A 21822-nucleotide genomic window follows, 5' to 3' on the forward strand; every position below is an offset into this window, starting at 1 on the left:
CATGAATTCAAATGCCAATATTCCGTTTTTAAGAACCAAGCTGAATTATGCGGTGGCAGCCGTTATATTTTTTACTGTTGCGGCATTCGTCTACACGCTTATCACGCATGGCTTTTCCTGGCTCATGCTTGGCTTGCTGCTGCCGTTGCCGGTGATAGCTCTGGATGCATGGCACGCCGGCAAACAATGCCTGCTGGTATTAGAGCGTATAGAAGAAGTGCTGAGACACACAAATCAAGGCCAACTCTATCATCGCGTCACCAAAACGCGAGGCATGGGCGAGGTCGGTAAGATCGCTTGGGAGCTCAATGAAACCCTGGACATCATGGAGTCTTACTTCAAAGAAATGAACTCCTGTTTCCAGCACGCAGCCGAAGGCAATTATGACCGTTATGCCTTGGTTGACGGCTTTCCGGGCATACTGAAAAAGTCGGCGAAGAATATGAACGACGCCATCAAATTAATGGATGAAAACGACAAATTGACGATAAAGCGGCGTTTATCGGCCGGTCTGCATGCGCTCAACACCAACAATCTGCTCAACAATCTGAAAGGCAATCAGAGCGACTTGCTCAATATCACCGAGCAAATGCAGAAAGTAGAAAATATTGCTGTGGAAACGGGTGAAAACGCCAACGCCAGCCTATCGGCAGTGGAAACCATCAGCAACTCCCTGTCCGACATCAATGCCAATGTACATTCGGTGTCGGATGTGATCGGTGCGCTGATTAACGACAGCAAAAAAATTACTGAATCCTTATCGATGATTACCGGAATTGCCGATCAAACCAACCTGCTGGCCTTAAACGCCTCCATAGAAGCGGCACGCGCTGGCGAGCATGGACGGGGCTTCGCGGTAGTCGCGGACGAAGTCAAAAATCTCTCCGAGCATACCAAGAACGCCGCTTTGGAAGTCTCCAGAACATTAAAGTCGTTTAATAAACGAGTCGAACAAATGCAAATCGAGGCAGAAAGTTCGTCATCGCTGTCGCAAGAGATACTGGCTCAGGTCAACTCGTTCCGCCAGCAGTTTTCCAATCTCTCGCAGTCGGCAAAAATTTCGGTCGATTACATTTCTTATGCAAAAGACAAATCCTTCGGCGTCCTGGCCAAACTGGATCATGTGGTTTACAAACAAAACGGCTATGTGGCGATAGAAACCTTCAGCGAGTGTCCGCATCACCAAGCCATCATGGTAGACAACCATAATTGCCGGTTAGGAAAGTGGTATTACGAAGGGCTGGGCTATGAAAAATTCCGCTCGACCAGCGCTTACGCCAAATTGAATCAGCCGCATGCCGAGGTGCATAGGACGACGCAAAAGGCTTATGAAGTCTCTCGATCCAAATGGGTGGATGATCCAGGCATGCTGGATGAGATCATTCGGCAAATGCAACTGGCAGAGGCCGCCAGCGCCGAGGTGATGCAGTATATCGACGCGATGGTGGAAGAAAGGCATAAAAACATATAGTCCACCGCTTTACAGAATCGCCGTAGCGCAAGTCGCTTCGGTGCAAAGCGCAGCAATATGCACTGAGCTGCCTAACTTCCCAAATATTCCACCGTCACTTCCGCTAATCCGTGCATACCGATCTGTTCCGCCGCGCCCTGGGACAGATCGATAAGTCGATTAGCCTTGAATGGCCCCCTGTCGTTGATCACCACATCCACAAAACGGCCGTTACGCAGATTGGTAACCCGAACTTTAGAGGGAATCGGCAGCGTTTTATGCGCCGCCGTCATGCCGCGCGGATCGAAGCGGTCGCCATTGGCCGTAAAATTACCGGATTCTGCGCCATACCAGGAAGCCAATCCCTGTGCTTTGTACCCTAGCGCGCTGTGCAGCGGGGAATAAATTTTACCTTTGACTTTATAAGATTTGCTGTAAGTAGTCTTGGTCGTACCGGTCAGCATGGCTTGATCGTCAGTGCGTTGCAGCGTCGGCACACTGGAACAGGCACTAAGTAGACTAATAAACATCAGCGGCATAACTGTATGCCATCGCCGCACGTTGAGGCTAAATCGGCTTGAAAAACCCGATACCGTGTTTAAAAACATAACTGTTTCTCCGCGAGGAAGACTGCTTAAACAAGCAGTCTTCAATGGATAGAGTTGAAAAATTCAGACGAGATTGCCGAGCCGGCTTATCCTGACGGATTGCTCAGTTAACTACCCGATGGCCGCGTTGGCGTAAGCAGTTGTTGTAGGCGTTTTTATAGCGGTCTTCGGATTGAATACCTTGTTTGGATGCACCGCCGATACCGCCGGCAGCCGCACCGATAGCCGCGCCTTTTCCAGGGCTGCCAAGGACTGCGCCCAAAGCGGCGCCACCGGCCGCGCCAATCAGGCCGCCAACGCCGGCACCTATTGCGGCTTCTTTCGCAGTACCCCCGGACGCTTGCGATGCCAATTGCTGGCACTCATGCATATCCTGATTCAAGCGGTAAGAATTTGGGTTATTGTAAGCATCGACGGTTGGCGTCCAGCCGGTTTGCGAAGCGCAAGCCGATACCAACAGACAAGCGACAGTAACTGAACAGACTGTTAGCTTCGTCATTATCTATTCATCCCATTGCCAATCCACGAACCGGCGGCAGCACCAATACCGGCCGCCAATGGGTCACCGCGACCCATTTCATAACCCATCGCACTACCCACCAAACCGCCAACCAAGCCTTGCGGAGAACGTTGGTCGTAACCGCCATATCTAACTGGCGGGGGTGGCGGCGGCGCGTAATAGCGCTGTTGCATGGGCACATATTCCACTACTCGCTCGGGCACATACACCCGCTCCACAGGGTAAGCGGGGTAATACTCGCGCCCATAACCGTGACCGTGATGGTGGTGGTGCCGATGATGGCGATGCTCGCCCCAATCGTCATCGGCCAAAGCCGCTGACGAAAACAACAAACCGATCAACATGATTTTTGTCACTCTGAACATATATGACTCCTTGTTGGGAAATTATTCAGTTGCAGCAAATTCTAGGGAGACTGGCTTAAAACAGAATTAAGGGCAGATTATGATCGGATTAAGAATCTCGCCGCGCCGATTAGCCCGTTAAGCAACGAAATCAGCAATTATCTGGGCATATTCTTGTCCGACCTTGAAGGCCCTGATTCGTCATTAAACAGAACGGGCGATAACTGCATTCGCGGTGGGTTGTAAAATACTTAGCGTTTTTTTGGACCGTTTCAACTTGTGTTTGAAGTTGGAAATCTACCGATGCGTTTCTCGTCAGAACAGCGAAGTCTACTCCTCCGACACCACCATCTTCCTGAACCCAAACCACTCATCCAAAACCTGGTGCACATCGTCAATGCCGACTTTGTTCAAAGCGGAAAACAATTGCAAAGTCACCACAATATCCGCCTGACTCAAATCCCGCTGCACCTGCAATAACGTAGTCTTGGCCGCGCCGAATTTCAGCTTGTCGGATTTGGTCAACAGAATGTGCAAGGGCAATTTGCGATGTTCGCACCATTCAACCATTTGCCAATCGAAATCGGTGAGTGGGTGGCGGATGTCCATGACTTGAACGATACCACACAAAGCTTGACGGTCGTGTAAGTAGCTTTCCATCATCTGCCGCCAGTCTTTTTTGATGGCTTCCGGCACTTTCGCGTAGCCGTAACCCGGTAGATCGACCAGTTTGCGTTGAGCATCAATTTCAAAAAAATTCAGCAATTGGGTACGACCGGGGGTTTTACTGACGCGGGCCAAGGCATTTTGTTGCACCAGCGTATTGATTGCACTGGATTTACCGGCGTTGGAGCGGCCGGCGAAAGCGATTTCCATGCCTTGGTCGGGCGGCGCATCCTTCAGTTTGGGGGCGCTGTTGATGAACTTGGCCTGGTGGTAGATGGGATTCATCACAGTCTCGCTTAGTGTTTATAAATCGGTTAGAATCCGGGCATTATAACGTCCGGCGGCTGACATCAGCTTGCTTTATATCGAATCAACCTTCCTGAGCAGGGGCCCATAATGATAAAAAAATTGCTGACTGTTTCCATCTCTTTGTTGTTGGCAACTGCCGCCGGTCATGTAAATGCGCAAGGTAATGCCAGCGCCAGCGCCGGAAAAACCAAAGCCGCCAGTTGCGCGGGCTGCCACGGCGAAGACGGTAACAGCACGATGCCGGCGTTTCCGAAATTGGCGGGACAGCATCAAACTTATTTGGTTAAGCAATTACAAGCGTTCAAGAGCGGCGCGCGCTTGGCCCCGATGATGGCGCCATTAGCGGCGGGCCTTGACGAGCAAACAATTCAAGAGCTTGCCAGTTATTATGCCGGCAACAAAATTTCCACCAATCCGGCGCCCAAACTGCCGGCGAATGACGACGACGATGCGCCCGCAAAAACCCCTGAGCAAGAAAAAGCCGCGCTGGATGCCTTAATTACGCAAGGTAGCGACTTATACCGTAACGGCAATATCAGCCGCGAAGTCTCGGCGTGCGTGGCATGCCACGGCCCTTATGCCGAAGGCAATAAACCGGCCTCATTCCCGTCCTTACATTCGCAGCACGCCGATTATCTGATTAAAAGTCTGACTGATTTCAAAACCGGTGCCCGCAGCAACAACCGGGAGAACATGATGCACATGATCGCCACCAAAATGACTGACGAGGATATTAAAGCGGTTGCTTATTACATCTCCACGATGAAATAAGCCTTCGTTATCCGGCGGAGTTGCTGCTCTGCCGGATTTGACCAGTCCTTGATTCACAAGGATTAAATTCTCTTCCTCGTTCTTGTCGCAACCTGCCTTCCTCGTTCTGAAAGCTCTCTTCCTGAAGGCCGGCGCGGAAGCGTTGCCTTGAAAACTGGACAAGGTCAGCTCCGCAACAGATTGGGTTAGATTACAGAACTGCGTTTGCTTGAATGTTACGGAGTGAGGGCTGACGAGGTGCGGACCAGTCATTGACTGGGCGAATACGTTCGATTTTTTGTCAAATTGTTTACGCATCTGCGTGTAAACATGGTTTTTTATCGGGAATACATTATTACGGAGAACGTTGATGTTAAAAATAATCGCATTGTTGGGACTGTTGGGCTTTTCTTCGCTGGTAAATGCAGAAGGCGGTTACGAAGCCATAACGCCGGCACAGCCGGTACAAAATCCGGATAAGATCGAAGTGATCGAGTTTTTTTGGTACGGCTGCCCGCATTGCTATAGCCTGGAGCCGTCTATGGTGGAATGGCTGAAAACCAAACCCGCCAATGTTGAGTTTATCCGTCAGCCGGCGGTATTCAGCGATCTGTGGGGCAAGCATGCCAAGGCCTATTTTACGGCCGAAGCTTTAGGCATTTTGGATAAAGTCCACGCCGATCTGTTCGATGCGATTCAGAACAAGAAGCAAAAATTAGTCAGCGAAGACGAACTGGCTAAGTTTTTTGCAGATCATGGCGTTAAGGACGAGGATTTTCGGAGTGCTTTTAACTCGTTTTTGGTCGATGCCAAGCTGCGTCAAGCCGAATCTACCGGCCCTCGTTACGGTATCAGTGGCGTACCTGCGCTGATTGTCAACGGCAAATACAAAGTCACCGCTCAATCGGCCAAATCTCAAGCCAACATGTTGACCGTAGTCAATCAATTGATCGCACAAGAAAGCCAGAAAAAATAAACGCCCCACTAACGAATTGCCGCACAAGGACGTGAGGGGCGAATGCTGATTGTAGGATATTCTTCACAAATTCAACGATAGTCTATAATCAAGCGACTAAGAATTTAAGAATTAGGGCACGTTTCATGGTTTTTTTTAAAAACAAGGATGAGGGTCCGGACAGGTGGAAGGAAAAATACCTCAAGCTGTTGGACGACCAGGAACACACTGAAAAACAATACAAAGCCAACGAAGAGTTGTTGTGCAAAACTATCGTCCGTTTTGCGCTGGCCGTTAAAGGCCTGAACCGGCAACTCGATCCTCACTTAAACCGTATTCGCAATTTATTAAAAAGCGGCCTGCAAAGTCAGCAATTGCAGAAAGAGCTATCGGCTTTTTCTAATGCGCTGATAATGCTGGAAGAATCGCCCGAGCCTACCCTCATCGACGCTTCATTGCTGTTCGAGTTTCTTGGCAAACAATATCCCCAACACTCGGATCAGCTTGATGAGATTCGCGAAAAATACGAAAACCGCCTGTTCAGTAACAATCAGGCCTTTTATCTGGCACTGTTGGAGCTTATAGAGGGCAACAAGCCGCTTGCCAACATGGACTTGGCCTTGGAGCTAACCGGAGCGGATGCTAAAGCCATCAATATTCAACTGGTTCGTTTGTTGGACAATGCGGAAATTCCGTTGGTTTTTGCCGAAGACGCCGAAAAGATCAAAAACCGGCTGCATGCCGATCAAGCCTTAGGGCCTATTTTTGACGATACGGTTGCATTGCTGTTGGCGATAAAAAAACATTTGGAATCCGAACAGCAGGAGATGGCGGCATTTTTGTCGAAATTGACCGAGCAATTAACCGAATTAGGTGTAAAAGCGACCGGTGTTAACGCCGCCAACGAAATAAGGGTTAAAAAGCGCAATCTGCTGGATCAAGCGGTATCCGAGCAAATTATGGAGCTACGCGAAAAGTCCGAGAACGCGACGCAGCTTGAGCCGCTGAAGCAAATTGTCAGCAGTCGATTAACCACTATCACGCAACAGATCCAAGCACACAATCTCCAGGAACAGCAGGAACGCGATAAAACCCAACGGGACATGCAGATCCTGTCGCAAAGGCTGCGGGAAATGGAGTCCGAATCCTCTGAGTTGCGCTCGAAACTGGATCTGGCCCAACATCGCGCGACCCGCGATCCGTTGACTAATCTACCCAATCGGTTGGCGTTCGAAGATCGATTGGCGGATGAGATGGCGCGTTGCCGACGGCATAAATCGCCGATGACGCTAATGGTTTGGGACGTGGATCTGTTTAAGAGCATCAACGACACTTACGGCCATAAAAGCGGGGATAAGGCCCTGATTGTGATAGCCGAATTATTACTCAAACACTGCCGGGAAACCGATTTCGTGGCGCGTTTCGGCGGCGAGGAGTTTGTGATGATATTACCCGGCGCTGATGCCAAATCCGCCTTGGTGATCGCGGAAAAGCTTCGAAAAACCCTGGAAAACAGTAGCTTCAATGCCAATGGCAACAAAGTGTCGATCACCTTATCCTGCGGAATGAGCCAATTTATCGATGGCGACACTAACGAATCGATTTTCAATCGAGCCGACTCAGGTTTGTACCGCGCCAAACAAACCGGCCGTAACCGCTGCGTTGTCGTGTAACCAAGTCTGATTCATGGCAACTGCTAACCCTTATTCCGCACCGCTCGATAACGAAAAGTTTTTATACAAGCTCGTTATTCAGCTGCTGATTTTTTGCCAAGGCAGCCACAAGTTGTTGGAGCCCCATCTTCTGGCAATAGGTGCAAAATTGCGCAGCGGCGCGAATGCGCAGGAACTACTGCCTGAGTTGCAAGCGGTTTCTAAAACTTTGTTACACATTTCCAAGCAAGCCAAGCAGAATGTGAGCGTCGGGGAAGACGATGCTACTGAGTCACAACACAACTATTTGCTGGAGCGTTTGGATGAACTGCTTGGCGAAACTGAGGTGCCTTTACGTTTTCAGCAGCAGACGTCGCTATTAAAGCAACGGGTCAGAGCTAATCTCAGCGAGGATTCGTATAAGAAAGTCATCGACTCAGCGATTACATTGCTGCTGAACATCAAGGATTACAGCGCCTCCGAGCAGAAAGGTATCGATGTATTTCTCGGTGATTTAAGCGAGAGGCTGGACGAGCTCGGACAAGACGTAGAAACCGCTGGACAAGCTAATCGCGCATTGATTGATGATCGCGAGATTATGAACACCGAAATTCACAGGCAAGTCGGTAATCTAAAAGACTCGACACAGGCGGCTGAAGAACTCGATTTGCTGAAGAACCAGACAGCCGAGCATCTTGATCGCTTGCTGGAGCGGTTACTTGAGCATAAACAAATAGAAGATGAAAGGCAGCGGGATGCGCAAGAAAAAATTGAGTCAATGACGCAAAAATTACAGGAGCTGGAAACTGAGACCGAGACCCTGCGCGTTAAACTTAAAATAGAGCACGACAAAGCCCTAAGCGATTCCTTGACCGGATTGCCGAATCGTCTGGCGTATAACAATCGTGCGGAAATGGAATTGAAACGTTGGAAGCGTTATAAGGCTCCGCTAGCGCTGATCATTTGGGATATAGATTTTTTCAAGCAAATCAATGACACCTACGGCCACAAGTCCGGCGATAAAACCCTGGCTTTGGTGGCTCAGCTATTGTTGAACAACTGCCGGGAAACGGACTTCGTCGCCCGTTACGGCGGCGAGGAGTTTGTCATGCTGATGCCCAACACTAGTGCGCTTCAGGCGCTGGAAATGGCGGAAAACACCCGCAAGATGATTAAAAGCTGCGGATTTAATTCTAACGGCGAAAATATCAATCTAACCCTGAGCTGCGGTATCAGTGAGTTTATAGACGGTGACATGCATGACGATGTGTTCGTGCGGGCCGATCAGGCGCTCTACCAGTCCAAACAAGGTGGGCGCAATCGCTGTACGGTGTTCGAACGATAATCTTTACGAGTCCCCACTTTTTTGGCGGCTCTTTTAGAACACTGGCTATCTAGCGCAAAAAGTTAGTTTTTTAGCATCGCCTCTACAAAACGCGCTCCCCACAACTGAGCAATCTGTTCGCTTACTCTCAGCCAAATAAAAATGGATAGCTAACCGATCTGAACGGTGTATTGGCTGTTAGGCAACGGTCGAATATGCCGATTGCCTCATCGCAGGAGATGATTTCCTGCTGACTGTCCAGGATATAGTGGGCTAAATTAAGGATACATTTCCAGTGGCGGCGATTGTCGATAAAGCGAAAAGCCTGAAGCAACAATTCCTGCATTTTCTCTTCCCGCTGACTTTTTGACGCGATGAAGTGATCCAGGTAACTGAGCGCCTTTTCCAGATCGCTGCAGCCGCCGTAGTTATGTAAGGCATTGAAACTTATTAGATTGATATTAAAAACTTCGTCATCACGAATGGACACGTATTTGGCTTCCGCCAAAGGTCCAACCAATAAGTTGACAACATCCGCTTCGTAAGCGCGTTGACAGGCGTGCTGCTGACTATCGTCGGATAAGTCGTTAAAGCTTTCCACAACAGCAATCGGCAAGTTTTGGATTAAGTTGCCGTCTACCACTTTCGCAAAAAAATCGTCGTAAGCATTAACGGGCCGTTTGACATGTATTTCAAAAAATACCGGAGGTAATTGTTTTTGGCGATTGCCAAGATGGATAGCCGCGGCATGACCGGCTTCATGAAAAGCTGTGCGCCAATTGAGTTCGTTAGGGTGCACGAAAGTTGACGTAGTTGAATAGTAGTTTCGTTCCATAGACAGCAACCTCATCCAGAAAAAAGATGCGGCCCAAGGGCCGCATTGAGGAAGGATATTAAAACTCTTTACCCTTTAGGAGAGGGAGCGCATACATAAGAGTTGCATACAGTTTAATGCTGGAAGCGCGTTTTGAAAATGTGACAAATTGACGCGCGGCAAACTGTCACTCAATATAACAACGACTTTTCGGGTTGAAAAACAGGTATTACGGCGTCATACCCGTTAACGTAAAACTTAAGCGTCCTGTTTGCTGCGATGCTGAGTCCAGAACGGCAAGGACAGCGTAAGCAAACAAGCCAGCCAGCCAAGCAACTGTTGGTTATACAAGGTGTAGCTCAGCGCAAATGGCAGGCCTTCTGAAAAGCCTGGGTGAGCTTGAATGAAATCCCGGCCATCCATAAAGGCTTTGATCTCTCCCAGTATTAGCGCGATAGCGCCAAAACTCAGTAAATAAGCCAAGAACCGATCACGGCGGCTTTGCAAGTTCCCGCCAATTAGACTGTCAAACGCCAAAACTCGGCCATTGAATTTACGCTCCTTTAGCCATAGGCAAGCAATCAAACCGAACACCCCAAAAGCCGGAATGGCAAACTGCTCGATCGGAAAGCTCAAATAGCGCCCATTCATGGCTAGTCCGTAGGTTTTATAAAGCGCCAGCAATATAAAGATTAGATAACCGGCTCTCAAGCTATTGGCCAACTTAATGCTGCCTGGTTTATCGACCAAAATATCGCTACCACGCTCAAGCAACAGCGCGCCGAGAATCGTATTCGCGATCACCAGGGCTACGGTATAAAGCCTTTGCCAAGTGCTGTAACTGGTGTACCAGAGAAAATCGGCCAATGTCACCAGGCAAACGCTGAAGACTTGCGCCAGGGTGAAAAACGCCAACATGCGGATCAGCGAGGCTTGCTCCAGCTTTTTGGAATACCTCGCGATTGCCAACAGCCAGATCAGCGTGGCGACGGCAAAGCGGACCGGCCAATTGGGTGCTTCGTTGACCGGGCCGGTCAACGGAAATACCGGTTCGCGATCCGCCGAGAACAAGCCCCAATTGGCCCCCACCACGCCTTCCAGTTCACTTTTCCAAGGTTGGTTAAAGGCTTCGACGATGTTGTAATCAAAGCCGTGGCGATTGGCGACCTGGATCATGCCGCGAATGAATTTGGCTTCGTTGACGACACCAGGAATGGCCATGCCGCGCTGTCTGCCGGCGCTGGGCCAACCGGATTCACCTATCAATATAGGTTTGCCGGGCGCGATGCCACGGGCTTCGTCTTCCACCTGTTTGACAATTTTTTCCAGATGCTGCGAGGCATTCTCCACCGAAATGGGTTCATCCTCCCAATAAGGCAGGATGTGAATGGTGATGAAGTCCACTTCGTTGATCAGTTTGGGGTACTTCATATACATCGACCACACGTCGGCATAAGACACGGGTTGCTTGACCGCTTTCTTCACCTCGCGGATATAGCCGATTAGCCTGTCGACATCCATGTCGCCGCGCAATAGCACTTCGTTGCCGACAATCACTCGTTTCACCACGTCGGGGTTTTCATTGGCCGATTTGATCAACGCATTAACTTCATTACTGTTGTCTTTGTAACCGTAACCCAGCCAGGCGCCCTGGATCATCTTCAATCCGTGTTTGCGAGCTAACGCCGGAGTGGGTTGCTGGCCGCCAAGGCTGGAGTAAGTGCGGATGCTTTCCGTTTTGTCGGCCAGCAGACGCAAGTCTTCATCGATATGTTCCGGCAACGGGAATTTTTCTTCCAGCGGACTAAAGCCCTCCCGAAACGGCGCAAAGGACAGGCTCATCAACTTGCCGGAGGGCACGTCCGTGCCAGCGTCTTGCGGCTGATTGTTCAACCAGGCAAAACTGCCGTGAACTAAAAAAATGAAAATCAAACAAAGCGTTACTCTGATGCTGGGCATAATCTGACTGAGGGGTCTGTTGCAAAAATGACGCGGATTGACTGGCAATAATCGCTCGTCATGGAATTATAAGGCATTAGCCGCCTTCCAGAATTACATCGTTTGGCAGCTAAGTAATAACGGTCAGGATTGTCGCGAGTTCATTAAATATTTACTGTACTTTACCCATGGGTTCTGGTTACAGTATCTGGCTTTTCTGATATTCGGAAACCTTATTAAGGCTTCCGTCAATTCGTCTGTTTTATGAGGTTTTGTATGCATAAAAAGGTTATCCCCATTCTGTGTGGCGCCATGCTGCTTCCGGCGTCGCAATGGGCTATGGCGGCGGTAGACAAACTACCGGCGACCAATAGCGTCAAGATGGGTGCGGCAGAGGAAGTTTGTTCCGAATTTACCGATGCCAAGTGGCGTGATGCGCAAGTGATCGACGGAGTCGAAATACAAGAATCACGGATGTGTAACCCCGATAATCCTGCTGAAATCGCTGCTTTTGTTAAAGGCACCAATAATATTTCAATGTCTACCTTAATGGAGACTCAGCTCGCTGCCGATGCCATTACGCTCGGCGAAGATATGGACGGCGACGGCGACCCCGACCACTATATTATCAAGCTGGAAATTGCCGAATTGAACGGCCATTCTCCGGACATGAAAGACCCCACCACCACCTTTGACATTGCCCCAGGTATTCAACCGACTTTCTGGGTCTACGCGCCGAAAACCCGGGATATGTCTACCTTGAGCTTGTACGAGCCAGTGGCCAATCCTTTACTGCGCGCGCCATCGCCAACTATCCGGGTCGAACAAGGCGATATTGTGTGGTTGGTGCTGGAAAATAGCCATTACTTTCCGCACTCAATCCACTTGCATGGCGTGGATCATCCTTACATGGATCATAGCGGCGAAGGCAACGATGGCGTCGGCCAAACCGGCCAGATGGATGTTTTGCCTGGCCAGAGCAAAACGTATGTGATCAAACCGCGCCAACCCGGCACTATGTATTACCACTGCCACGTACAGCCACACACCCACATTCCGATGGGTTTGCAAGGCATGTTTGTGGTCGAGGAAAATCGCCCCAACAACTGGGTACAGGTTTTCAACGTCGGCAATGGACAGGTTCGCCATCCATCGGTAGCGATCAAAGAAAAATATGCGGCCGAGTACGATCTGCACTATCAATCGGTTGATAAGGAATTGCATGAAATGGTGCGTTCCGCCAATGATCCGCGGATTATTGCCCGGCGCATGAATCAGGAATATGACATTACTGATGCTAGCCCCGATTATTTCATGCTGAATGGTCGTTCATTCCCTTATACATTGCGGGAATCACTGATCCTGATGGAAGAAAATAAAAAGGTGAAGCTGCGGATATTGAACGGTCATGAAGAAGCATTTGCGATGCATATTCATGGCCACAAGCCTATGGTGACGCATTACGATGGTGTCGATAACGGCCCGAACTCCTATATCAAACGCGACGTACATGGCATGGTACCCGCCCAGCGTATCGATCTGGAATTAAGCGGTGTTGACGATGGCTTGAACAGTTTTGGTCAAGGCGTCTGGATGTTTCACGACCACGTCGAGAAATCCTTCACTACTAATGGTATCGGCGAGGGCGGAGACATCAGTTTGGTGGTGTACAAAGGTTTTTCCGATGAGAAAGGCATCCCCAAAGTCCATGGCATGAGCCTAGCGCCTTACTTCACCAGAGAATTCTGGCAGGGTAAATATCCTGCCTGGCAGGATTACGATGCCTGGAAAAGCTTAGGCTTGCCGGATATCAGCAATAAAAAGCAAGTGGCTTTTGTGCCGCCACCGCCTCCCCCGCTGAATACGGGCGACGCCGCTGCGAAAGCGGAAGCAGCCGGAAATCAGCCGTCTTTTATTGGGCAATTGCTGTATGGCTTGATACTAGGCGGCTTGAGTTATGTCGGCTTTGCCAATCGCCAGCGGATCATGGCGATGTTCAAAAAGTAAGCGCCAACTGCTCTGCGTCAGACCAACGCCGCTGTCGAGCTAAAGCCTCGGCAGCGGCGTTTTGTTACAGGCTCGCGTGTAACTCCGCATCGTGTCCTGAGTTGTGACGGTGATACAAAGAAAGCTTGTATTGTTATGATCTGAGCAAATTGTTCACCATCCTGCGCCATCTCAAATCCGGCAAAATTTGCGCCCTACTGCCGTTGATCTCAGTTGGCACGTCTCCCCTTCCTGTCATTTGACCGGGACCATCAGCTATTTAGTATCGGATTGATCTTGCCATTTTCCCCACGGCAAACAACTCGGCAACCCAGCCAACAACCGGACAATCACAATCCGGATTTGGGTGTTAGAATGCTCAGCCATTGATGTTAAGGGGACATTGCCGACCAAAGTTTGGCGACGTGTTCCGCAAGTAGGCGCTCGGATATCTAAGTAAAGAGGAAATTATGCGTAACTGGAAACTGTTGCCGGCGATCACTTTAGCAACCCTGGCGACTGCTATTGTGCTATATGTCGCGTTCTACTTCGTGTTTCTCGATTTTTTCGTGGATCTATGGTGGTTCCGTTCGCTGGAATTCGAAGCTTACTTTTGGTTGAAATTACTCTATCGATTTATTTTTTCCGGTGCGGTTACTGCATTTTTCTTTGCTGTTTTTCTGTTTCACTTCTGGATTGCCTCTCGCTACCTGGGCCTGAACCCGCCCGATGAAATATTGATGGATGATTCCAAGCGTCGGCGTTTTCAACGCTTTGCCGATGTGTTCATGAGTGGTTCGGCTCGTATCTATACTCCCATTTCACTGCTACTCGCCGTAGTTATTGCTGTGCCGTTCTATTTGCAATGGGAGCAGGCGCTGCTGTTTTTCTTCGGCAGCGCATCTGGCATCGTCGATCCGGTATATGGTAACGACGTCAGCTTCTACATGTTTTCCTATCCGATTTACATGCTGATTCAGAAGGAGTTGTTAACCACAGCGGTTATTGTGTTTTTGGCGACCGGCGTGCTGTATTGGATGGAGCATGAATTTGTCCCCAATCAAAGCAAGGAATTTCCACTGGGTGCGAAGATCCATTTGACGGTGCTGTTTGCATTCGTAGTGCTGTTTGTGATCTGGGGATTTTTACTGGAACGCTTCGCCTTGTTATATTCCGGGGGTAACGAACCGGTGTTTTTTGGCCCCGGCTTTGTCGAATTGCGTTACAAGTTGCCAATGATTTGGCTTGAGGTCTTGTTCTTTTTGGCCATTGCCATATCGTTAGTTTTTTACGCGCTGTCGGAGAGGCATCGCAGTAAAACGCCGATTATCGTTGCCTCATTGGGGTTTTTAGCCGTTTGGGGCCTGCAAGGCTCTCACACCCTACCTGAGTTGATTGAAAAATTTATCGTCAAACCTAATTTTACCCGCACCGAAGGTGATTCGATTCGGCATAACATTGATGCCACCATGGCGGCATTCGATTTAAACAATATTAAAACCGTCGATTTCCAGGTCAATCTGGACGCCACCAAAGATATAGAAGCTTGGTCAACCAAAAAACATTTCGAAAATATTCCGGTATGGGATCGCGAATTTCTGATTGACAGCTATATGCAGTTACAAGGCATTCGGCCTTATTATGGCTTTCCGACTGTCGATGAAGACCGTTATTTTATTAACGGACATCATCAACAGGTCAATCTGGCAGCCCGTGAAGTCAATATCGATAAATTACCCAAGGAGGCGCAAAACTGGGAAAACACCCATTTGCGCTATACCCATGGCTACGGCGCGGTCATCTCGCCGGCCGCTCAGGATGCCGGCATTCCTATCGTTTGGTACTTGCGCGATTTGAACATGACTTCGGATGTTGGGTTTTCCGTGAAGTACCCCGACATTTATTACGGTCAGGAAAAATATCGCTACGCGATAGTACCGAACAACTTGGCTGTGACCGACATTTCCGGCTCTGCGCCAGGCGAATCGCTGGATTATCAGGGTATCTCCGGCATACCGATCCCGTCGCTGTTCAGAAAAATGTTGTTCGCGTTTTACCTGAAAGACGAAAAAATATTCTTCTCGCCAAACATATCCGCGCAAAGCAAGTTATTGTTGCGTCGTAATATCGACGAGCGAATCACCGCGCTGACACCGTTTTTACACCTGGATAAAGATCCGTATTTGGTTGTTGACAAGGATCGCTTCTATTGGATACAGGACGCCTATACCTTATCCAATTATTACCCTGTCTCCAAACCGGCAGCTGACGATTATCTGGACGGCCAGCACAAGTTCAATTACATCCGTAATTCGGTCAAAATTGTGGTCGATGCCTATGACGGCAGCGTCGATTACTATATTTCCGACCCAAAAGATCCGATCATCAACGCTTACAACCGCGCGTATCCCGGCGTTTTCAAAAGTTTGCGGGAAATGCCCGACGAGCTAATGCAGCATCTGCGTTATCCGCGTGATTTGTACTATATGCAAATGAAAATTTACGCTAAATATCATCAAAACAGCCCGGAGTTGTTTTATGAGCAGGCGGAAACCTGGCAGTTCGCTTCCGTGGATGGTCAGCCGGTATTACCGTATTTCATTACGATGGACTTTGATCGTTGTAACGATTTGGAGGAGTTTGTGATGATTAATCCGATGACCCCGATACACAGAGATAATTTAAGTATGGTTGGCATTGCCGGTACAGTTGACGATAAAAGCTGCGACCACACTTACAAGCCGGGTATCACTATTTTCAAATTCCCGAAGGCTGTACAGGTTAACGGACCGTCGCAAGTCAATGCGCTGATCGATCAAAACCCGGAAATCGCCTCGCAGTTTACCCTATGGAATCAACAAGGCTCGGAAGTTAAAAAAGGCCGGATGGTGATACTGACGATGGGTAATTCGATTTTATATGTACAGCCTATTTATATGCTGGCGACCAAAACCAAGATGCCTGAGCTGGCGCGGGTAATTGTTTCGATAGGCAATCAGGTGGTGATGGACAAAACCCTGCAGGCGGCCTTCAGTCGTTTGAAGGATTTGTTTATTAAAGGCGCAGCTGGGCCTGTTTCAGGCGTTTCGGCAGCTGAAAGCAAATAGGCTATCGGAGCTTTTCAGGGGCAATATCTGCGCATCAATGCAGCAGCATGGAGCACAGCCGGTCTTCCAGCTCCATGCGTTCCGCCAGCCGTTCGCCAAGCATGGATAAATCCTGAGCCAAATTCGCGGTATTAAATTTACGCCTGCCATCGTCGTAAGTGTCGCTGAAAGTAACGGCCGACGCGGTAATGCTGGAGAATGCCGGATATATCTTTTCCGCGTGAGACAACGCTGAACTTTGATGCTGCTTCTCAGCAATTAGATGCTCGTAGATGCTGAAGTGACCAAAGGATATGTAATCTATCAGCAGTTGCGAAAACTCAGACAACATTGGCCTGATTGCGTTCTCGCTGGAGAATGGCTTCATTTCGGCGAGTTGACAATACAAAGCCCAGACGGCAGAGCGCTCCTCCTGCAATGCTGTCACCAGGTGTAAGTTATTTGAACTGGTGTTGTTAGCTACGGAATTCATTTCAATCACGGCACGTCTCCCTTTGAAAATTGACGAATCTTAAATTTATGTGAATTATCATGAATATTCAACAATTGATTAAAATATAAGGGAATTTTTCTTAAAAACTGTGATTGACTTTGCACCATCAACTTTTATCTTTGTCGCATTGCCCTGTGAGGCCAAACCGTTAATTCAGGCATGGCGACTAAAAAAACTACCACAAAAGCAGCCCTTTGCGATTTACAAAAACGCCGACATCGTTTTGGTGATTAGCGGTGTAGGCAAAATCGCCATGGCTGGCGCGGTGGCTTATACGCTGGCGCATTTTCCCGAGGCAACCCAACCTATCCTGCTCAATTTCGGCATCGCCGGACATCGCCACCAGGCGCTAGGCAGTTGCTTTTTGGCCGATAAAATCACCGACGCCGAAACCCAACGCCGTTTTTATCCGCAACTGGCTTTCGATGCCCCTTGCCCCACCCTGCCGCTAATTACTTTATCCCGAGCCGATGTCGAGTACAACGACGAGAATCTGCGCGATATGGAGGCTGCGGCGTTTTACGAAATAGCCGTTAAATTCAGTTCCAGCGAGTTGATTCACTGTTTAAAAGTGGTTTCGGATAATGCCGAATCGGCACTGGAGAAAATCAATGAGGAGTTGGTGATGGCTTGGGTGCAGGCGCGTATTGCTGACGTCGAAGGTATGATCGCCGTGCTGACTACACTCAGAGGATCGCTGCCAACATCGGAAAGTGCGTTATACAAACAGCTGCTTGAACAGTTTCATTTCACGGCGACCAACGCCGCTAAATTGCACACACTGGTGAATCGTTGGCAAGCATTAAACCACGCGACCATGCTCAATTTAGCTGGGACAAAATTTGAAAATGCTAGGGCGTTATTAGCTTGGTTGGAAACCCAGCTAGAGAAGCATCAGTATTATTTGTAGCTATTGCCGGAGATGGCAATGAACGGGGAGGAATGAAAAAATACGGGGTGCCCCGAAAGACACCCCGGGACAGAATTAAAGCATTTTTTTCAAAGCTTCAACGCCTTCTTTGCCGGCAGCTAAATGTTGTTTGGCTTCTTGCAAGTTAGCGGCTTTAGCGGCAGTAATGGCTGCTTTCAAATGGCCTCTAGCTTTATCGGCATATCTGGCAACCTTGTCGTTTGCGTTGAGTTCTTTGATAAAACCAGCCGCTTTTTGGATCAAATCGACAACGGCAGCATCTTCAGCACCATTGTTGATTGCTGCCTCGGCAGCTGTAATACGCGCTACAACTTCATTGATTACATCGGTAGGTTTGTAAGCAGTTCTACCTGGATCAGATTCAGCAACGGCAGCTGTTGAAAAAGAACCCATGGCAGCAGCTAAAGAGAACGCGATAACAGCACTTTTTAAAATTTTCATGTATTGAACCTCACAGTTATTTTTATAAGAACATATAGCTGCTAACCCAACCGCTTTAACCACTACATGTTGGGCCGGGATAATAGCACAGTTCATTCTGTTTGCTAGCCTGTTTATAGCGGTTTTTATGGTTTTTTCGGTGGCGAAAAAATGCCGCTGCGGCCTTATTCGACGCTGACTAGCAGCTTGTCCAGCCATGCGCTGGGCAGCAGCCGTTTCAGCCAGGCAAACAAATGCGTGGGTACCGTCACCCGGTAGCGAATTTTCGGCCGATTCGACTCCAATGCATGCGCCACTTTTTCAGCGACTGCACTAGCCGGTAACGTGAAAGGTGCCGCCGGGCCGGGTTTTTGTAGCCTTGCTTCCATCGCTTTATAAGTTTCTTTGTGAAAACTATGCTCGGCATCGATATGCTTTTGATACAAAGCAAAGGCATTTTCCCGGAAACGGCTTGCTATCGGTCCCGGTTCGATCAACACAATATGAATGCCGGTACCACGCAATTCCAGGCGCAAGGTGTCCGCCAAGCCTTCCAGTGCAAATTTGCTGGCGTTATAGGCGCCGCGAAACTTCATCGCCACGAACCCCAGTACCGAGCTGTTATAGATCACCCGGCCATGGCCTTGTTTGCGCATCAGCGGTAATAGCAGATTGGTCAATTCGTGGGTGCCGAACAGATTGGTTTCGAATTGGTGGCGCAGCACATCCCTGCTCAAATCTTCCACGGCGCCGGGCTGGCCGAAGGCACCGTTGTTGAACAGTGCATCGATCTTGCCGTCGGTCAGCGCGATTAATTCGTTGACCGCGCGTTGAATGCTCGGCGAATCCGCCAAATCAAGTTGCAGACATTCGAAGCCGTCACCACGCAAACGCTCTACATCCTCAGGCTTACGCGCGGAGCAAATCACCCGATGGCCGCGCTGTTTCAAAAACAGAGCGGTGTGATAACCGATGCCGGAAGAGCAGCCGGTGATAAACAGCGTTTTGCCGACCATCATGGTTGAACGAGATCAGCCTCGTTGAACAAAAAGGTTTTGCCGCTGCTGCAATTTATCAGAAAATTTAGCTGGTCCGGTTTGCTCTTCCCAGTGAGTTCATCGGTTTCGATGCGTTGACACTCGCCGCTGGCTAAAGCTTTTTGTGCGGCCAGCCTGCGGAATTTTTCGACATCCGGCAGGCGCGTTTCGAAGGGTTTGACTTGCGCGGGTAGTTTTTCCGGGTCGTAAGGTGGAATGGCGAATGCGGAAAATTGCATGGGGTTTTGCTTGATCAGAGTCTGTGTCATTTCACTCTGAATTCGGGCATCTTGTTTATTTTTGGCGATGGCGTCGAGTTTGGCCTGGTGCTCGGCTTGTTCCTGCGCAGACTGCTGTTTTTTCAATTCGGCTTCTGCGGCTTGCTGCCTTTCCAGCGCATTTAAATCAACACTGCTGCCGGTTTTGGTATTCATTTGCACCGCTTTGTGCTCCACCGTGCAGGGTGAAGATTGATAATTGGTGTGGCCGCTGGCATCAGTGCATTTAAATACCCCAGCCCAACTATCCGCGGACAGGCACAGGGCAAAAACGAAGAACAGATTTTTCATTGGATTCCTGTTGATTAAACGCCGAAGTAAAACTATTACTCAGCTCGCGATCAGTGTAAATAAATTTTTTCTGTTGCCCAGTGCCAGCCTGGCATCGCGCAAAAAATCGGTGGTTTTTGCCGGCCATTAATTTCCGGAAGTGAGCTCGACGGCGAAGTGTATCAGTCTTTTCAGCAATATCCAGCCGCTTAAAACGCAGATGCAGCCATGTTCGCCGCGAAAGCACTTGAGCGAAATACCAACTGCTTTTTCCCGAAATCCTTGGGCGATAAAGCCCCTTATCTCAAACTGCACACGCAGACGGCTAAAGGCATACAGCGCCGCGAGCTTATCTGGCATTTACAAAACCGTGTAGCTGGGTGGTAGCCGCGCAGCTCTTCTCATGGTGATCGGCCAGCCATTTTGTCGCACCTCTAAAGCTCTCGGCTGCCTCCATCACGACTCATGAAACAGCGCCATGACAGTCGTATTCATCAAGCCGGCAAGTTATACTGCCCGCCAATTTTCGACCTCAGAGCGCTATGCAACCCTACCTGGATCTTCTCGCCGACATCATGAGTAACGGCATCGACAAAAGTGACCGCACCGGCACCGGTACTCGCTCATTGTTTGGCCGGCAGATGCGATACAACCTAGCGGACGGATTTCCTCTGCTGACGACCAAGAAGCTACATTTCAAATCCATTGCGTATGAATTGTTGTGGTTTTTACGCGGCGATACCAATATCCAATATTTAAACGATCACGGCGTAACGATTTGGGATGAGTGGGCCACGCCAGACGGCGAGCTGGGGCCTGTATATGGTGCGCAATGGCGTAAATGGCTGGGGCCGAATGGCGAGAGTTACGATCAGATGCAGATTTTGTTGGACGGTTTAAAAAATAAACCGGATTCGCGCCGACACATCGTCAGCGGCTGGAATGTGGCATTTTTGCCGGATGAAACCGTTGGTCCGCGCGAGAATGCCGCAGCCGGGCGAATGGCCCTGCCACCGTGCCATGTGTTGTATCAGTTCTATGTCGCTAACGGCAAATTGTCCTGCATGATGACGCAGCGCAGCGCCGATTGCTTTTTAGGGGTGCCTTACAATCAAGCCAGTGTGGCCTTGTTAACGCATATGCTGGCACAGCAATGCGACTTAGAAGTCGGTGAGTTAATCATGTCGTTCGGTGACGTGCATATCTATCGCAACCATTTTGAGCAAGTTGCATTGCAACTTAGCCGGCAACCCTTGACACCGCCGCGGCTGGAATTAAAACGCCGGCCGGAATCGCTATTCTCGTATGAATTTGCCGACTTTGAACTACTGGATTATCAGGCGCATCGGCATATCGCCGGTGCGGTTTCAGTTTAGTGAACTAGGTAGAGACGCTGAATTTTGCGTCTCTACCTATTCGATCGCAAATGGATCTATTGATTAGCGGTTAAGAGGCTACTTGTTGCCGGCCTTGATATGGTCAACGGCTTCTTCGGCGGCTTTTGTAGCGACATCGGCATGGCCCATTTTGCCGTGTTCAATTGCGCTTTCCAGGGATTTTACCCCGGCATCGAGATGCGTTTTAGATTCGCCCTTGGCGACTTCAGCACCTTTCTTGGCATGGGTTAAGGCCGCTTCGGCATGCTCCACCAAGACGGGGCTATGGCCGGCTTTGCCGTGGGTGACAGCCTGTTCGGCATGCTTCAAGGCTTCGGTAGCATGTTCTTCGGCGAATACACCGGCACTCGAGAGCAGTAATGCACTAATGGTAATGGCAGTAAATGTTTTCATAATTCCCCCGAATTGAATTGTTGTGGTTTTCCGCACCCATTCTGAGTGCTAGCTAGTGACTTGATGCGCGCGAGTTTGGTTCCACATAAATGCGACAATTTAGTTGACTCGTTACTTAGTTCCTTTAGTGAACAAGTAACGACGCCACCAATATTTGCCTTGCAAGCCGGGAGAATCCTG

Annotated in this window: 21 protein-coding genes; 9 read left to right on the forward strand and 12 right to left on the reverse strand. The window is 49.3% G+C overall.

Going from position 1 to position 21822, the window contains the following annotated elements; genetic code table 11:
- The first annotated feature begins 1 nt into the window (after position 1).
- Positions 2-1471 carry a methyl-accepting chemotaxis protein gene (locus ACR02O_RS01055; RefSeq protein WP_033158510.1) on the forward strand — a complete coding sequence of 490 codons (1470 nt, stop codon included), beginning with the start codon at positions 2-4 and terminating at the stop codon, positions 1469-1471.
- 71 nt (positions 1472-1542) lie between these two features.
- On the opposite strand, the gene ACR02O_RS01060 is transcribed toward ACR02O_RS01055, so the two are convergent.
- The 4 genes from ACR02O_RS01060 to yihA all read right to left on the reverse strand — a co-directional run bounded on the left by ACR02O_RS01060 (position 1543) and on the right by yihA (position 3873).
- On the reverse strand, positions 1543-2058 hold the full coding sequence (locus ACR02O_RS01060) for a septal ring lytic transglycosylase RlpA family protein (RefSeq protein ID WP_494522595.1): 516 nt from the start codon (positions 2056-2058) through the stop codon (positions 1543-1545).
- Between the two features lie 103 nt (positions 2059-2161).
- Entirely contained in the window at positions 2162-2557 is a 396-nt protein-coding gene (locus ACR02O_RS01065) for a glycine zipper family protein (RefSeq protein WP_033158508.1), read from the reverse strand.
- Positions 2557-2943, reverse strand: a complete 387-nt coding sequence (locus ACR02O_RS01070) for a hypothetical protein (RefSeq protein WP_171696798.1) — start codon at positions 2941-2943, stop codon at positions 2557-2559. Before ACR02O_RS01070 ends, ACR02O_RS01065 begins: the two co-directional genes overlap by 1 nt.
- A gap of 309 nt (positions 2944-3252) precedes the next feature.
- Complete coding sequence (yihA, locus tag ACR02O_RS01075; protein WP_033158506.1) at positions 3253-3873, reverse strand: ribosome biogenesis GTP-binding protein YihA/YsxC; 621 nt, start codon at positions 3871-3873, stop codon at positions 3253-3255.
- Between the two features lie 111 nt (positions 3874-3984).
- On the opposite strand from yihA, the gene ACR02O_RS01080 reads away from it, so the two are divergent.
- From ACR02O_RS01080 to ACR02O_RS01095, 4 genes are all read left to right on the forward strand, one after another.
- The gene (locus ACR02O_RS01080) at positions 3985-4668 is read left to right on the forward strand and encodes a c-type cytochrome (RefSeq protein ID WP_033158505.1); all 684 of its coding nucleotides are present in this window, start codon (positions 3985-3987) and stop codon (positions 4666-4668) included.
- A gap of 349 nt (positions 4669-5017) precedes the next feature.
- Positions 5018-5623, forward strand: a complete 606-nt coding sequence (locus ACR02O_RS01085) for a thiol:disulfide interchange protein DsbA/DsbL (RefSeq protein WP_033158503.1) — start codon at positions 5018-5020, stop codon at positions 5621-5623.
- Between the two features lie 125 nt (positions 5624-5748).
- Positions 5749-7275 carry a GGDEF domain-containing protein gene (locus ACR02O_RS01090; RefSeq protein ID WP_494522596.1) on the forward strand — a complete coding sequence of 509 codons (1527 nt, stop codon included), beginning with the start codon at positions 5749-5751 and terminating at the stop codon, positions 7273-7275.
- Between the two features lie 13 nt (positions 7276-7288).
- A complete protein-coding gene (locus ACR02O_RS01095) occupies positions 7289-8599 on the forward strand; it encodes a GGDEF domain-containing protein (RefSeq protein WP_171696802.1) in 1311 nt (436 codons plus the stop codon).
- Positions 8600-8726: 127 nt separating this feature from the next.
- Here the strand turns inward: ACR02O_RS01095 and ACR02O_RS01100 are convergent, their stop codons facing one another.
- Together ACR02O_RS01100 and ACR02O_RS01105 are read right to left on the reverse strand one after the other, a co-directional pair.
- Complete coding sequence (locus tag ACR02O_RS01100; RefSeq protein ID WP_458138500.1) at positions 8727-9413, reverse strand: hypothetical protein; 687 nt, start codon at positions 9411-9413, stop codon at positions 8727-8729.
- Positions 9414-9650: 237 nt separating this feature from the next.
- Positions 9651-11351 (reverse strand): glycoside hydrolase family 17 protein, encoded by a 1701-nt coding sequence (locus ACR02O_RS01105; protein WP_494522597.1) that lies wholly within the window; start codon positions 11349-11351, stop codon positions 9651-9653.
- A gap of 255 nt (positions 11352-11606) precedes the next feature.
- Between ACR02O_RS01105 and ACR02O_RS01110 the strand changes: the two genes are divergently transcribed.
- Both ACR02O_RS01110 and ACR02O_RS01115 read left to right on the forward strand, forming a co-directional pair.
- Positions 11607-13337, forward strand: a complete 1731-nt coding sequence (locus ACR02O_RS01110; RefSeq protein ID WP_458138503.1) for a multicopper oxidase domain-containing protein — start codon at positions 11607-11609, stop codon at positions 13335-13337.
- Between the two features lie 449 nt (positions 13338-13786).
- Complete coding sequence (locus tag ACR02O_RS01115; protein ID WP_494522598.1) at positions 13787-16423, forward strand: UPF0182 family protein; 2637 nt, start codon at positions 13787-13789, stop codon at positions 16421-16423.
- 34 nt (positions 16424-16457) lie between these two features.
- Here the strand turns inward: ACR02O_RS01115 and ACR02O_RS01120 are convergent, their stop codons facing one another.
- Entirely contained in the window at positions 16458-16895 is a 438-nt protein-coding gene (locus tag ACR02O_RS01120; protein WP_458139200.1) for an Rsd/AlgQ family anti-sigma factor, read from the reverse strand.
- Between the two features lie 109 nt (positions 16896-17004).
- Between ACR02O_RS01120 and ACR02O_RS01125 the strand changes: the two genes are divergently transcribed.
- Positions 17005-17826, forward strand: coding sequence for a 5'-methylthioadenosine/S-adenosylhomocysteine nucleosidase family protein (locus tag ACR02O_RS01125; protein ID WP_458138506.1), 822 nt, complete (start codon positions 17005-17007; stop codon positions 17824-17826).
- A gap of 75 nt (positions 17827-17901) precedes the next feature.
- On the opposite strand, the gene ACR02O_RS01130 is transcribed toward ACR02O_RS01125, so the two are convergent.
- The 4 genes from ACR02O_RS01130 to ACR02O_RS01145 form a co-directional block, all read right to left on the reverse strand.
- On the reverse strand, positions 17902-18288 hold the full coding sequence (locus ACR02O_RS01130) for a hypothetical protein (protein ID WP_033158495.1): 387 nt from the start codon (positions 18286-18288) through the stop codon (positions 17902-17904).
- A gap of 164 nt (positions 18289-18452) precedes the next feature.
- Complete coding sequence (locus tag ACR02O_RS01135; RefSeq protein ID WP_458138508.1) at positions 18453-19286, reverse strand: SDR family oxidoreductase; 834 nt, start codon at positions 19284-19286, stop codon at positions 18453-18455.
- Positions 19283-19873 carry a DUF4124 domain-containing protein gene (locus ACR02O_RS01140; protein WP_494522599.1) on the reverse strand — a complete coding sequence of 197 codons (591 nt, stop codon included), beginning with the start codon at positions 19871-19873 and terminating at the stop codon, positions 19283-19285. The genes ACR02O_RS01135 and ACR02O_RS01140 overlap by 4 nt, the downstream gene beginning before the upstream one ends.
- A gap of 126 nt (positions 19874-19999) precedes the next feature.
- A complete protein-coding gene (locus ACR02O_RS01145; RefSeq protein WP_458138510.1) occupies positions 20000-20212 on the reverse strand; it encodes a hypothetical protein in 213 nt (70 codons plus the stop codon).
- Between the two features lie 182 nt (positions 20213-20394).
- On the opposite strand from ACR02O_RS01145, the gene ACR02O_RS01150 reads away from it, so the two are divergent.
- Positions 20395-21228 (forward strand): thymidylate synthase, encoded by an 834-nt coding sequence (locus ACR02O_RS01150; protein WP_494522600.1) that lies wholly within the window; start codon positions 20395-20397, stop codon positions 21226-21228.
- A gap of 78 nt (positions 21229-21306) precedes the next feature.
- Here ACR02O_RS01150 and smbP read toward each other — a convergent pair whose 3' ends face one another.
- Positions 21307-21642 carry a small metal-binding protein SmbP gene (smbP, locus tag ACR02O_RS01155; RefSeq protein WP_494522601.1) on the reverse strand — a complete coding sequence of 112 codons (336 nt, stop codon included), beginning with the start codon at positions 21640-21642 and terminating at the stop codon, positions 21307-21309.
- Between the last annotated feature and the right edge of the window lie 180 nt (positions 21643-21822).

It is taken from the genome of Methylomonas sp. PHL2-19 (assembly GCF_059331595.1).